7 protein-coding genes are annotated in these 15,843 nt (G+C 62.0%); all 7 read left to right on the top strand.

Features of this window, described 5'->3' with window-relative positions:
* Nucleotides 1-775, top strand: a 775-nt coding sequence (locus P273_RS09695) for a hypothetical protein (RefSeq protein ID WP_024628089.1), incomplete at its 5' end; no start/stop codon positions are given.
* 516 nt (nt 776-1,291) lie between these two features.
* Complete coding sequence (locus tag P273_RS09690) at nt 1,292-4,867, top strand: InlB B-repeat-containing protein (protein WP_081709345.1); 3,576 nt, start codon at nt 1,292-1,294, stop codon at nt 4,865-4,867.
* 519 nt (nt 4,868-5,386) lie between these two features.
* Nucleotides 5,387-8,959: an InlB B-repeat-containing protein gene (locus tag P273_RS0108870; protein ID WP_081709344.1), complete on the top strand. Its 3,573-nt coding sequence runs from the start codon at nt 5,387-5,389 to the stop codon at nt 8,957-8,959.
* A gap of 519 nt (nt 8,960-9,478) precedes the next feature.
* Nucleotides 9,479-9,619, top strand: a complete 141-nt coding sequence (locus P273_RS10105) for a hypothetical protein (protein WP_172637274.1) — start codon at nt 9,479-9,481, stop codon at nt 9,617-9,619.
* A 245-nt stretch (nt 9,620-9,864) separates the two neighbouring features.
* A complete protein-coding gene (locus P273_RS09685; RefSeq protein ID WP_253269604.1) occupies nt 9,865-13,077 on the top strand; it encodes an InlB B-repeat-containing protein in 3,213 nt (1,070 codons plus the stop codon).
* Nucleotides 13,078-13,580: 503 nt separating this feature from the next.
* Complete coding sequence (locus P273_RS10100) at nt 13,581-13,730, top strand: hypothetical protein (RefSeq protein ID WP_172637273.1); 150 nt, start codon at nt 13,581-13,583, stop codon at nt 13,728-13,730.
* Between the two features lie 175 nt (nt 13,731-13,905).
* Nucleotides 13,906-15,843, top strand: a 1,938-nt coding sequence (locus P273_RS0108850; protein WP_253269603.1) for an InlB B-repeat-containing protein, incomplete at its 3' end; no start/stop codon positions are given.

The following is a 15,843-nucleotide window of genomic DNA, read 5'->3' as shown; positions in this document are numbered from 1 at the left end:
AAGGAACGACCACGGCCAACTCGGCGACGGGACATACACCACCTACCAGCATGCGCCGGTCAGGGTGAAGACACCCGACCGCAACACGTACCCGGACCTGCCAGCGGACTTCACCTACCTGCAGGTCAGCGCCGGATACGATCATTCCCTGGCCCTGGGCAGCGACGGATACGCCTACGCCTGGGGATGCAATTTGTATGGCCCGCTCGGCAACAACACCGCCAGCTGGTACGGTGACACGAATCCTGTTCCTGTGCGCGTGCGTGACCCCGCCAGCCCCACTGATAAGAGCAAAGGACTGCAAGCCGCACAAGTCAGCGCCGGATCCCATCTTTCGCTGGCCGTGGGCAGCGACGGGAACGCCTACGCCTGGGGACAGAACTTGTATGGCCAGCTCGGCGACGGCAGCACAAACGACAAGTCGGTTCCTGTGCCGGTGTCGTTCAACCTGGCTCTGGTGATCACCGGCGTCAGGTTCGACCAGACCGCTGTATCAGGCCTGACGCGCGGCGACGGCAGCAGCGTCACCGTGACCACGCCCGCACACCAGCCGGGCACGGTCACCGTCAGCGTGGACTACACGCTGGGCGGCGCACCCCAAACACCGGACACCTCCCTCCGATACACGTACCTGCCTGCAGGCGTGCTCCCCCAGGCAGGAGGGGAAGGCATCCTGCTCGCCCTCACTACGGGTATGACCGGCATGGGCGGGGTCCTGGCATCCCGCCGCCACCGGAAGGAAACACGCCAACTATTGCACGCTTCGCACGAGTAAGAGCGGCCGGGCGGCGTATCAATCCCCCCGCCCCCGGCCCATCAAAGGGGAGCAGGGAGGAAACGTGTCAATCAAGGCTCAAGCCCCAAGAGAGCCCGACACTTCCCTCCCGCGCCCCCACCACACTCCGTCCAGCCTGCAAAGTCTGGACGGCACATCAGGAGAGGGGGCAACCGCCATGGCGGGATACGGGCATGCAACCACCCCGCCATGGCGGCCATCCCCACCTGATTCCAGCCAGCCCCTTTCATACAATTTCATAATTGCCCTAAGCAGCCGACTATGCCCAATTACTGCAATCACAGCCGTCGGGCGTTTGGATCCGGCTTGTGTGTTGCTTGTCAAACCGGTGGTATGGTGAAAAACAGGGGTAACGGGAAGACGGCTGGTTTCCGCCACAGTTCCTGCAATCCGGTGCAGGGTTGGCGTTGAAAGACAGGACGGCTTTCCGGCAAACAAGACGCTTTTAAGCGAGCCGCTGGCTCCGCTTGGTGTTGGTGAAGGGGTTTACGAGTCATGCATCTGGTTTCCCGTCTGCGTCGCGCGTTGGCGATGATGACCGTCCTGCTGGGCCTGCTGGCAGGCCTGGGCGTCGCGTCCGCCAATGCGGCGGACGCTCCTGTACTCACCGGGGGGGGGGGTCGTCAGACCCCTCGCGTAACTAAGCAAACCCCCGGCACTCTCCCCAGCAACGCAAAAAACACTCCACTGCCCTCGCCATCACCGCTGACACCTTCCTCGCCACTGAGCTCCACGACGCCAAGCCCAAATACCCCGCAATCGTCAACAAGCAGTCCGGACAACACAGGATCCGCTTCAACCAAGCCATCCGATACCGATGATTACACTTCACACATAGTGCGCTTCGACCCAGCTGGCGGGAACGCGCCTACTCAATCAACCGTGAAAACCGGCACTCTCGCCGCTCCCCCGCAACAGAACCCAGTGCGCGAGGGCTTCCGGTTCGACGGGTGGACGCTTGACGGCCAGCCCTTCGACTTCCAGACCTCCATCCTCCAGGACACGACCCTGAAAGCCCAGTGGTCGAAGACCACGGACTGGACGCTGAGCCCGGACCATGGGCCCGCCGCCGGCGCCCGGCTGACCATCAACCCGCCCAGCCCGCAGGAACCCTACTATGTCAGCGTCCAAACCGCAGGAGACCAGATTGTCGGCCTGACCGGCGACGGCCGCATCTACGCATGGATGCAAGGTGGCACACCCAAACAGGTTCCCTCCCCCGCGCAGACTCCTGCCGGGTTCCACTACCTGCAGGCCACAGCCGGCAGCCGATCGCAGGCCGCATTAGGATCCGACCAGCACATCTACACCTGGAACAGCCAACAAGCGACACCCGTGATCCTCGACACCAGCCAGAGCAGCAGGTTCACCAGTATCAGCCTGAGCGACGACCGGCTCCTGGCCGTGGACCGGCAGGGACAGGTCCACGCCTTCCAAGACAGCCAGACCGGCAGCCAGAATCCGCACCAGAAGCCCGTCGAGCAAACCACAACCAGGCTGCCGGGGCAGGCGCAGGCCGTCCTCGCCGCAGCCTCCGCCAGCCGGATCCTCGCCCTGGACGCAGACGGGCAAGCCTGGACCTGGGACAAGGACAACACCGGAAAAGCCGAACCCGCACTCATCAAACAGCAGCCCGGCATGCGCACCGTCCAAGCCCAAGCCCTCAACCAGGGGTTTCTCCTTCTGAACGCGGACGGGCAAGCCCGGTACCTGGCCAACACCGCAGCCGATTCCACAGCCGTCAACCTGCCAGAAGGCATGAAAGCCGGCTCGGCCGCCACCAACAATGACCAGGCCATGATCGTCGGCAAAGGCGGCCGCCTCTGGGCCTGGAAGCCCGGCGAAGCGCCCAAACGCGCAAACAACGGGAACCAGCAGTTTGTGCAGGCAACAGCTGCAGGCAACAGGATCATTGCTATCAGCAGGCAGGGCGACATATACAAATGGAGCCTGGACGAGCAGGGTCAGCCCGGCAAGCCAGCCAGACTCGACACCAGCACCGACCCCACCCTGGAATCAGCCAGCCTGGACAGCCAACCGCTCAAACTCAGCAAGACCAGCAGCATCTGGCAGGCGGAAATCCCTGCACGCAAGCCGGGTCCAGCCGCCATCACCATCACCGGCAGGCAGGACGGCCGGCCCTTCACCAGAAGCCTCAACTACACGGTCGACCAGCCGCTGACACGAGACGACCAGCAGGGCACAACCCATACAGTCACTTTCAATGCGGACGGAGGAAGCCCTGAACCCGCTGATCAGAGTATCTCAGACCCCTACGGCAGGGTAAAGCGCCCCACCCCCGACCCGGCGCGCGAAGGCTACCAGTTCGACGGATGGTTCATCGGGGAAGTCGCCTACGACTTCAGCAAGCCCGTCAGCAAGGACCTGACCCTGACCGCCAAGTGGACCGAAAGCCAGAACAACAAGTGGAGCATCAGCCCCGACAAGGGCAGCCAGCTCGGCAACGAAACCACCACCATCACCCCGCCGAACACCAGCCGAGGCATCAGATTCAGCCAACTCAGCGGATCAAAATACGACGGTAGCACTTCCTATGGTTTCTCCTTGGCCATTGGCAGCGACGGGAACGCCTACGCCTGGGGAAACAACACGTATGGCCAGCTCGGCGACGGGACGAGAACCAGCCGGACTACGCCGGTCTTGGTGAAGAAGCCTGAAGGCGCGCCCACCGACTTCACCTACGTGCAGGTCAGCGCCGGATGGCTGCATTCGCTGGCCTTGGGCAACGACGGATACGTCTACACCTGGGGATGGAACAACTATGGCCAACTCGGCAACAACAGCCACAGCTCTTCGTATGCTCCGGTGCGCGTGCGTGACCCCGCCAGCCCCACAGACACAAGCAAAGGACTGAAAGCCGTACAGGTGAGCGGCGGAACCTATCATTCACTGGCCGTGGGCGCCGACGGGAACACCTACGCGTGGGGATACAACAGCTCTGGTCAGCTCGGCGACGGGACGACCACCAGCAGGACGACGCCGGTCATGGTGAGCAAGCCTGATCCCAAAACTTCTACAGATGTGCCTGCAGATTTGGCCTACGTACAGGTCAGCGCCGGATACGAGCATTCGCTGGCCGTGGGCAGCGACGGATACGCCTACGCCTGGGGAGACAACTACCGTGGCCAGCTCGGCAACAACACCCGTGGCAACTCTTCGTCTGTTCCGGTACGCGTGCGCGACCCCGCCAACCCCACTGACACAAGCATAGGACTGAAAGCCACACAGGTGAGCACCGGAACCTACCATTCGCTAGCCGTGGGCAGCGACGGATACGCCTACGCCTGGGGATACAACAGCAATGGCCAACTCGGCAACAACAACACCTACAACGACTCGTCTGTTCCTGTCCGCGCACGCGACCCCGCCAGCCCTTACGATACGAGCAAAGGATTGCAAGCCGTACAAGTGAGCGGCGGATACTATCATTCGCTAGCCGTGGGCAGCGACGGATACGCCTACGCCTGGGGATACAACAAGTATGGCCAGCTCGGCAACGGCACCAGCTACAGCAATTCGTCTGTGCCTGTGCATGTACGCGACCCCGCCAGCCCCACCGACTCGAGCAAAGGACTAAAAGCCACACAGTTCATTGCCGGAGACCATCATTCGCTGGCCGTGAGCCCAAACGGATACACATACGCCTGCGGATACAACGGTTATGGTCAGCTCGGCAACAACACCACCAGCCTATCGACTGTTCCTGTGCCGGTGACGTTCAACCTGCAGCTGGTGATCACCGGCGTCAAATTCGACCGGACTGCCGTATCAGGCCTGACGCATGGCAAAGACAACAGCGTCACCGTGCTCACGCCAATACACGTGCCGGGTACGGTCACGGTCAGCGTGGACTACACGCTGGGCGGCACAGCCCAGCAGCCCGACACCTCCCTCAGATATACATATCTGCCTGCAGGCGTGCTCCCTCGAGCCGGCGGGGAGGGTGTCCTGCTCGCGCTGGCCACCGGCATGACCGGCATGGGCGGTGTCCTAGCCTCGCGCCGCCACAGGAGGGAACGGCACAGGCTATTGCATACTTCGCACGAGTAAGACAGGCCGGAGGCGGATCAATCCCCCCACCCCCGGCTTACAACGGGGGCGCACGAAGGAATGCCACTTAAGGCTCATCCCCAAGAGAGCCGGCACCCCTCTTGCGCCCCCACCACCACACTACTGTCGACTGCCGCGGTCAGGAATTGAGAGCAGATGCACGCCCCGCCTCTGCACTGAGAAGAAGGAAACTTGGGCAAACCGATCAAGCGGCACAAAACCCCAAGTCCGCTCGGTCTTCGTCCGTGTTCCCACTACCGGATAATTTGTAAACAAATACTTTTGCTCAACCAAAAAAATTCATTGTCGTCGATGACTGACCCGGCTCGTGTGTTGTTGACGGGCTGGGTGGTAGGGTGAAAAGTGGGGGATGTCGCAAAGACAACTGGCCTCAGCCATGATTCGCATAATCTGTTGCGCGGACTGGTATTGAGCAACGGGCGGCTTTCCGACAAGACGAACTTTATTATGCAAGCGGCGTTTGCTCCGCTTGGCATCTGGTGAAGGGGTTTTGGTTTCATGCATCTGGTTTCCCGTCTGCGTCGCATCATGGCGATGATGACCGTCCTGATCAGCCTGCTGGCAGGCCTGGGCATCGCATCCGCCCAGGCGGCGGATGCTCCTGTCCTCACCGGGGGGGGGGGTCGTCAGACCCCTCGCGTAGCTAACGGAACCCCCGGCATTCTCCCCAGCAGCACTCCAGACACCCCGCTATCCTCGCCATCGCCGATACAACCAGCCACACCATTAAGCCCCACACCAGGAACCCCGTCATCGACGACGGGAACGCCTGACAGCGCAGACGCCGCTCCTTCCAAATTAGCCGACAAGACAGATAATCAAGCTTCGCATACCGTGCGTTTCGACCCGGCCGACGGCAGCAAACCCACCCAAACGAGCGTGAAGACCGGGACTCTCGCCGCTCCCCCGCAACAGAATCCTGCGCGTGATGGTTTCCTGTTTGACGGGTGGACATACGACAACCAGCCCTTCGACTTGCAGACCCCCATCCTCCAGAACACGACCCTGAAAGCCCAGTGGTCGAAGACCACGGACTGGACGCTGATCCCGGACCACGGGCCCGCCTCCGGCGCCCGGCTGACCATCAGCCCGCCCAGCAGACAGGAACCTCAATTCGCCAGTCTTGATGCCGCCGGAGACCAGACCGTCGGCCTGACCGGCGACGGGCGCATCTACACCTGGACGCAAGACAGCCCGACCAAACAGGTGCCCTTCCCTGCCCAGGCTCCCGACGGGTTCCGCTACCTGCAGGTTGCAGCCGGCAGCCGCCGGCAGGCCGCATTGGGATCCGACCAGCGGATATACAGCTGGAACAGCCAACAGCCCACGCCCACCATCCTCGACACCAGCCAGGATGCCAGGTTCACCAGCATCAGCACGGACAATGACCTCCTGCTGGCGGTGGACCGGCAGGGACAGGTCCACACCTTCCAAGACAGCCAGAGCACGAGCCCGAAGCCCGACGGGCAGGAAACAATTAGCCTGCCCGGAAAGGCGCAGGCCGTCACCGCTGCAGCCTCCGGCAGCCGGATCCTCATCGTTGACGCGGCCGGGCAAACCTGGACCTGGGACACCAGCAAGACTGGAAGCGCCAAGCCCGAACGCATCAAGCAACAGCCGGAAACCCGTATCGTCCAATCCCAGGCCCTCAACCAGGGGTTCCTGCTCTTGGATGCAAAGGGACAGGCCCGGTACCTGGTCGACGGCACAACCAGCCCCACAGCCTCCGGCCTGCCGGACGGCGTGCAGGCCAGCCGGATCACCGCCAACAAGGACCAGGCCGTCATCACTGATACCGACGGCCACGTCTGGGCCTGGAAGCCCGGCAAGACCCCCATACGCGCAGAAAGCAGGAACCAAGCCTACGTGCAGGCCGCCGCTGCCGGCGGCAGGATCACCGCCGTCAGCAGGCAGGGCAGCATGCTCGCGTGGAGCCTGGACGGGCAGGGTCAGCCTGGCAAGCCAGCCAGACTCGACACCAGCACCGACCCCACCCTGGCATCAGCCAGCATGGACGGGCAAGCATTGACGCTCAGCAGGAAAGACGGTTCCTGGCAGACGGAGATGCCCGCCCATAAGCCCGGGCAAGCCGTCATCCTCATCACTGGCAGTCAGGATGGCAAGCCTTTCACCAGAAACCTCAACTACACGGTCGACCAGCCGCTGACCAGAGACGACCAGCAGGATTCCACCTACACGGTCCGTTTCAACACGGGCGGAGGAGGCCCGACCCCCCAGGACCAGAGCATCCAGCCGGTCTACGGCAGAATCCAGCGCCCCTCCCCCGACCCAACGCGCCAAGGCTACCAGTTCGACGGATGGTTCACCGGCGAAGTCGCCTACGACTTCAGCAAACCCGTCGCCCAGAATCTCACCCTCACCGCCCACTGGACGCCAGAAAACGCAAGCAACATGTGGAGGATCAGCCCCGATAAGGGCAGCCAGCTGGGCAATCAGACTACCTCCATCACCCCGCCAGACAGCGCCAGCCGAGGCATCAGATTCAGCCAGGTCAGTGGCGGAGGATACATCATCGATGATCAGACGGGGTATTCGCTGGCCGTAGGCAGCGACGGGAACGCCTACGCCTGGGGCAACAACAAGTACGGCCAGCTCGGCATCGGCACGACCGCCCAGCGGAACACGCCCGTCCCGGTGCCAAAGCCTGCAGGCGCGCCCGCGGATTTCACCTACGTGCAGGCTGATGCCGGCGGCTACCATTCGCTGGCCATCGGCAGCGACGGGTACGTGTACGCCTGGGGGCTCAACGACCACGGGCAGCTCGGCAACAACACCAAGTCCAATTCGTCAACACCCGTGCGCGTGCACGGGCCCGGCAACACCGGCGAAGGGCTGAAAGCCATCCAGGTCACCGCAGGAGCCTGGAACTCCATGGCATTGGCCGCCGACGGCACCGTATACACCTGGGGCAGCATATCCAGAGGATGGAGCTATGACTGCTCAAGCGCGCAGACCGTGCCCGCAACAGTCAAGGATCCTTCGGATGCGAGCGGCGTCTTCCACGCCGTGCAGATCAGCACGAGCTGGTCCTTCGACATGGCCCTCGGCCAGAACGGGTACGTGTACACCTGGGGATACAACACCAACGGCCAGCTCGGCAACAACACCAGCGACGGTACCAGCACCAACATCTTCCACCCCACGCCCAGCCGCGTGTTCGCCACCAGCAAGTCCACGGCTGCTGCGGGCCCCTGGCTGAAAGCCGTCCAAGTGAGCGCCGGCGGCTGGCATGCACTGGCCATCGACGAAGACGGGAACACCTGGGCATGGGGACAAAACAGCCATGGCCAGCTCGGCAACGGCACCACCACCGGAGAAGAAGGTGCGAATCCTGTCCCCGTGCGCGTGCAATACCCCGCGAATGCAGGCACAGTGACAGCCATGCAGGCCAGCGCAGGAGTTAAGTTCTCGATGGTCATTGACGAAGATGAGAACGTCTGGGCATGGGGAATGAACGGTAAAGGCCAGCTTGGCAATAACTCTACCAGTGACCGACATTCCCCGGTAAAGGTATTCGCCTCCATGCAGTCCACGAGTTCGACCGGCCCGTGGCTGAACGCCGTACTAGTGAGTGGCAGTTGGTATTATTCACTGGCGATTGGCACAGATGGAGTCGCCAAAGCATGGGGAGACAACCAATATGGCCAACTCGGCAATAACAGCATCCCTGCAGGTTCCACCTATCAAGCTCGGAGTCTTGTTCCTGTGCCGGTGTCGTTCAACCTGCAGCTGGTGATCACCGGTGTCAGATTCGACCAGACCCCCGCATCAGGGCTGACGCGCGGTGATGGCAGCAGCGTGACCGTGACCACGCCCGCGCACCAGCCGGGCACGGTCACCGTCAGCGTGGATTACACGCTGGGCGGCGCACCCCAAACGCCAGACACCTCCCTCAGGTACACGTACCTGCCCGCAGGCGTGCTCCCCAAAGCCGGCGGGGAAGGCATCCTGCTCGCCCTGGCCACCGGCGTGACCGGCATGGGCGGGGTTCTGGCATCCCGCCGCCACCGGAGGGAAACACATAGTCTGTCCCACGCTTCACTCGAGTAAGAGCGGCCGGGCGGCGTATCAATCCCCCCGCCCCCGGCCCTACATAGGGGGAGCAGGGAGGAAACGTGCCACGTAAGGCTCAAACCCCAAGAGAGCCGACACTTCCCTCCCGCGCCCCCACCACACTTCCACCTGCCGAAGTTCAAGACATGCATGCACACTCGCATTCAGACGAAGAGAGAAAAACAGATAGGCCGACACAGGGATCTTGCAGCCTCAGTTAGGCCATCCGCTGTTCATGCTCCCTACACCTTCATAATTCGGTAAGCAGCCGCCCTTATTTAAGCGCCTGGGTCAATGTCGCCGAACGGCTGACACTAGCTTGTGTGTTGTTTGTGGGTCGGGTGGTAGGGTGAAAAGCGGGGGACGTCGAAAAGACAACTGGCTTCCGTCAGGATTCGCGCAGTCTGTTGCACGGACTGACTTTGAGCATTGGGCAACTTTCCGACAGGAGAACGTTAAAGCTATAGGCAAGCGGTGTTTGCTCCGCTTGGTGTTTGGTGAAGGGGTTTTGGTTTCATGCATCTGGTTTCCCGCCTGCGTCGCATCCTGGCGATGATGACCGTCCTGCTAAGCCTGCTGGCAGGACTGGGCGTCGCATCCGCCCAGGCGGACGCTCCCATACTCACCGGGGGGGGGGGTCTCAGACCCCTCGCGTAGCTGACGGAACCCCCGGCATTTCCTCCAGCAACGCAACCAGCACACCACTACCCACACCATCACCAATACAAACCACAACACTGCTAAACTCCACAACGCCAAGTCCAAACACCCCGTCATCGACGACGAGCAATCCGGACAACACAGAATCCGCTCCTGCTAAATCAGCCGAACAGGCAAATAATCAAGCTTCACACACAGTGCGCTTCGACCCCGCCGACGGGAGCAAGCCAACACAATCAACCGTGCAAACCGGTACTCTCGCCGCTCCCCCGCAACGGAATCCTCAACGTCAAGGCTTCCTATTCGACGGATGGACGCTTGACGGCCAGCCTTTCGACTTGCAGACCCCCATCCTCCAGGACACTATCCTGAAAGCCCAATGGTCGAAGGCCACGGACTGGACGCTGAGCCCGGACCACGGGCCAGCCACCGGCACCAGGCTGACCATCAACCCGCCCGACAGGCAGGAACCCTGTTACGTTAGTATCCAAGCCGCAGGAGACCAGTTTATCGGCCTGACCGGCGACGGCCGCATCTACGTCTGGAAGCAGGACAGCACACCCAAACAGGTTCCCGCTCCAGCCCAGGCTCCTGAAGGGTTCCGCTACCTGCAGGCCACAACCGGCAGCCGATGGCAGGCCGCACTCGGATCTAACCAGCACATCTACACCTGGAACAACGGACAATCAACACCCACCATCCTCGACTCAGAACATGATGCCGGGTTCATCAGCATCAGCATGAACGGCGATCGGCTGCTGGCCGTTGACCGGCAAGGCCGAGTCCACATCTTCCAAACCAGCCAGGACGACAGCCAGAACCTGAACCCGAAACCCGCTGAGCAGGCGTCGCTAAACCTGCCCGAGCAGGCTCAGGCCGTCACCGCCGTCGCCTCCGGCAGCCAGGCTCTCATCGTGGACGCGGACGGACAAGCCTGGACATGGGACACGAACAACACCGGAAAAGCCAAGCCCGCGAGCATCAAGCAAGCACAAGACATGCGCATCATCCAAACCCAAGCCCTCAACCATGGGTTCCTCCTTCTGGACGCGGACGGACAAGCCTGGTACCTGGCCGTCAGCACAACCGACATCGCAACTGTCAGCCTGCCGGAAGGCATGAAAGCCACTCGGTTCACCGTCAACAAGAACCAGGCCATGATCGTTGACGAGGAAGGCCACGTATGGGCCTGGAAACCGGGCAGCAAGACCATCTGGGCGGACGACGGGAACCAGCAGTACATGCAGGCCGCAAGCATCGGCAGCAGGATCACCGCCATCGACCGGCAAGGTGACATGTTCACGTGGAGTCTGAACCCTCAAAACAATCCGGGCAAGCCAGCCAGACTCAACACCACCCAAGCGCCCACTCTGGAAACAGCCAGCATGGACAGACAGCCATTCAAACTCAGCAGGAACAACGGCTCCTGGCAGACGGAGATTCCTGCCCGCCAGCCTGGGCCAGCCGCCATCCTCATCACCGGCAGGCAGGACGGCCAGCCCTTCACCAGGAGCCTCAACTACACGGTCGACCAGCCGCTGACCAGAGAAGCGGAGCCGGGCTCCACCCACACAGTCACTTTCAATGCGGACGGAGGAAGTCCCGAACCTGCTGGTCAGAATTTCTCCACGCTAAACAGCAGGGTGAAGCGCCCCTCCCCCGACCCGACGCGCGAAGGCTATCTGTTCGACGGATGGTTCATCAACGAGGTCGCCTACGATTTCAGCAGGCCCGTCACCAAGGATCTGACCTTGACCGCCAAGTGGACGAGCAAAAACCCCAACAACACGTGGAAGATCAATCCCAATAAGGGTAGCCAGCTGGGCAACGAGGCCACCACCATCACCCCGCCATCCAGCATCAGCGGCGTCAAATTCAACCAGATCAGCGGAGCAAAAAGCAACGGCTCTAGTTTTTCCTTGGCTGTGGGCAGCGACGGCAACGCCTACGCCTGGGGGAACAACACATACGGTCAGCTCGGCGATGGAACGACCACTCAACGGTCTGTACCGGTCATAGTGAAGGAGCCTGAACGCACGACGTATCCAGACCTGCCTTCGGATTTCACATACGTGCAGGTCAGCGCTGGAGCCTTCCATTCGGTGGCCCTAGGCAGCGACGGATACGTGTACGCGTGGGGACGCAACAACTATGGCCAGCTCGGCAACAACACCAGCGGCACCTTTTTGTATTCGACCGTTCCTGTGCGCGTGCGAGATCCCGCCAGCCCCACCGACACGAGCAAAGGGCTACATGCCACACAAGTCAGCGGAGGATACCAGCATTCACTGGCCGTGGGCAGCGACGGATATGTGTACGCGTGGGGATGGAACAAGTATGGCCAGCTCGGCAACAACACCAGCAACTATGACGCTAATCCTGTGCCTATACATGTGCGTGACCCCGCCAGCCCCACCGACACGAGCAAAGGACTGCAAGCCACACAGGTGAGCGCAGGATACGCTCATTCATTGGCCGTGGGTAGCGACGAGTACGCATACGCTTGGGGATACAACTGGTATGGTCAGCTCGGTAACAACACTCCCAACGGCTCTAATGCAAATCCTGTGCCTATACATGTGCGTGACCCCGCCAGCCCCACCGACACGAGCAAAGGACTGCAAGCCACACAGGTGAGCGCAGGGCTATACCATTCGCTGGCTGTGGGAAGCGACGGGTACACATACGCATGGGGACAAAACGGTGATGGACAACTCGGCAACAACTCCACAACCGATTCGGCTTTTCCTGATAAAGTGCGCGACCCCGCCAGCACCACCGACACGAGCAAAGGGCTACAAGCCACACAAGTCAGCGGCGGAACCAATCATTCACTGGCCGTGGGCAGCGACGGACAAACATACGCATGGGGATACAACAAGTATGGCCAGCTTGGCAACGGCACCAGCTACAGCAATTCGTCTGTGCCTGTGCACGTGCGTGACCCCGCCAGCCCCACCGACACGAGCAAAGGGCTACAAGCCACACAAGTCAGCGGCGGAACCAATCATTCACTGGCCGTGGGCAGCGACGGACAAACATACGCATGGGGGTATAACAACAATAGCCAGCTAGGTGACGACACCACCAACAACAAGATAACTCCTGTGCCGGTGTCGTTCAACCTGCAGCCGATGATCACCGGCGTCAGATTCGACCAGAATGCCGTATCAGGCTTGACTCGCGGCGATGGCAGCAGCGTGACTGTGCTCACACCTGTGCACCTGCCGGGCATGGTCACAGTCAGTGTGGACTATACGCTGGGCGCCGCAGGTCGCACCTTGACCGATAAGTCGCTGACCTACACGTACCTGCCTGCAGGCGTGCTCCCCCGGGCAGGCGGGGAAGGCATCCTGCTCGCCCTGGCCACGGGCATGACCGGCATGGGCGGCGTCCTGGCGTCCCGCCGCCACCGGAGAGAACAGCACAGGCTGACACATGCTTCGCACGAGTAAGAGCGGCCGGGCGGCGTATCAATCCCCCCGCCCCCGGCCCATCAAGGGGGAGCAGGGAGGAAACGTGTCAATCAAGGCTCAAACCCCAAGAGAGCCGACACTTCCCTCCCGCGCCCCCACCACACTTCCGCCTGTGGGGATACAGGCAAACCTCTCTTGTTTCCGCCCAGGAAGGGAGATGAACACAGCAGGGCAGGCAACAGGGCTTACCACCCGGACAAGCCTGGCCGACGCCTGTTCTCCCCGTCCTGGCATAATTCCGTAACGTCAGCTGCCGAACTCGTTGTCTTCGGACGGCTGGCTCTAGTGTATGTGTGTTGTCTGCCGACCGGGTGGTAGGGTGAAAAGCGGGGGACGTCGAGAAGACGACTGGCTTACGCCATGGTTCCTGCAATCCGATGCAGGGCTGGCATTGACAGACAGCACGGCTTTCCGACAGGAAGAACTTTATTAGGCAGGCGGTTTTTATCCCGCTTGGTGTTTGGTGAAGGGGTTTTGGTTTCATGCATCTGGTTTCCCGTCTGCGTCGCATCATGACGATGATGACCGTCCTGATCAGCCTGCTGGCAGGCCTGGGCGTCGCATCCGCCAACGCGGCGGACGCTCCCATACTCACCGGGGGGGGGGGTCGGTCAGACCCCTCGCGTAGCTGACAAAACCTCCGGCATTCTCCCCAGCAGCGCAACCAGCACCCCACTTCCCACACCATCACCGATACAAACCACCACACCATTAAGCCCCAGACCAGACACCCTGTCACTGAAGACAAGCAGTCCGGACAACACAGAACCCGCTCCAACTAAGCCATCCGATACCAGTGATCAGGCCGTGCAAACAGTGCGCTTCGACCCGGCCGACGGCAGCAAACCCACCGAAGCGACTGTGCAAACCGGCACCCTCGCCGCTCCCCCGCAACAGAACCCTGTGCGTGGGGGCTTCCGGTTCAACGGATGGACTCATGATGGGCAGCCTTTTGACTTCCAGACCCCCATCCTCCAGGACACGACCCTGAAAGCCCAGTGGACGAAGCCCACAGACTGGACACTAAGCCCGGACCATGGGCCCGCGCCCGGAGCCCGGCTGACTATCAGCCCGCCCAAAACTCAAGAACCTCAATTTGTCAGTGTCCAAGCCGCAGGAGAGCAGCTAGTCAGCTTGACCGGCGACGGCCGTATCTACGTCTGGGCACAAGACGGCACACCCAAGCAGGTTCCCTCCCCCGCCCAGGCCGCCGACGGGTTCCACTACCTGCAGGTTGCAGCCGGCAGCAGACGGCAGGCCGCACTCGGATCCGACCAGCACCTCTACACCTGGACCAGCCGAGAGGCCACAACCACGATTCTCGGCACCGGCAAGGATGCCGGGTTCACCAGCATCAGCCTGAACGATGACTGGCTCTTGGCGGTGGACCGGCAGGGACAGGTCCACGTCTTCCAAACCAGCCAGGACGACAGCCAGAACCTGAACCCGAAACCCGCTGAGCAGGCGACACTAAACCTACCCGGACAGGCACAAGCCGTCACCGCCGCCGCCTCCAGCAGCCAGGCTCTCATAGTGGACGCGGACGGGCAGACCTGGACCTGGGACACGAGCAACACCAGAAAAGCCAAGCCTGTACACATCAAACAAGACACCGAAATGCGCACCGTCCAAGTCCAAGCCTTTAGTAAAGGATTCCTGCTCTTGGATTCAAAGGGACAGCCTTGGTACCTGGCCGACAGCGAGGCAAGCGTGACCCCAGTCGGCTTGCCGGACGGCGCCAAGGCCAGCCGGATCGCCGCCGACGAGGATCAGGCCATCATCGTCGGCAAGGACGGCCGCGTCTGGGCGTGGCAGCCAGGCAGCAAGCCCACCCGCGTGGACGACGGAAGCCAGCAGTACGAGCAGGCCGTCAAGGTCGGCAGCAGGATCACCACTATCAGCAGGCAGGGCAGCATGTTCACCTGGAGCATGGATAAGCAGGGCCAGCCCGGCAAGCCAGCCAAGCTCGACACCAGCAACGCCCCCACCTTGAAATCAGTCAGTCTGGACGGCCAGCCGCTCAAATTTACTAAGTACAACGACTCGTGGCGGGCGGGCATGCCTGCCCGCAAGCCGGGGCCGGCCGCCATCCTCATCACTGGCAGGCAGGACGGGCAGCCTTTCGCCAGGAGCCTTGCGTACACGGTCGACCAGCCGCCGGCACGAGCTGAGGAGCCAGGATCCGCGTTCACGGTCCGCTTCGACACGGGCGGCGGAAGCCCGAAACCAGCAGACCAGACTGTCTCCTCCCCGTACGGGAGGGTGAAGCGCCCCTCACCCGACCCTGTGCGTGAGGGCTTCCTGTTCGACGGCTGGTTCATTGGCGAGGTCGCCTACGATTTCAGCAGGCCCGTCGACAAGGACCTGACCCTGACCGCCCACTGGACGCCGGCAAGCCGGAACACCAGGTGGAGCATCAGCCCCAATAAGGGCAGCCAGCTGGGCAGGGAACCCGCCACCATCACCCCGCCCGACAGCGCCAGCCGAGGCATCAGATTCAACCAAGTCAGCGGATCAACAAACGGTTATTTTTCCTTGGCGGTGGGCAGCGACGGGAACGCCTACGCCTGGGGATACAACGGCTATGGCCAGCTCGGCAACGGGACAACAAGCTCCAGCGGCCAATCTACGCCGGTCATGGTGAGGAAGCCCGACCGGAAGACCTACCCGGACCTGCCAGCGGACTTCACCTACCAGCAGGTCAGCGCCGGAGGCTCTCATTCCCTGGCCCTGGGCAGCGACGGC

It is taken from the genome of Bifidobacterium sp. A11 (assembly GCF_000499185.1).
Classification (GTDB): Bacteria; Actinomycetota; Actinomycetes; order Actinomycetales; family Bifidobacteriaceae; genus Bombiscardovia; species Bombiscardovia mizhiensis.
Note: the sequence above shows the minus strand (reverse complement) of the source record. Positions and strands in the feature narration are given on the sequence as shown.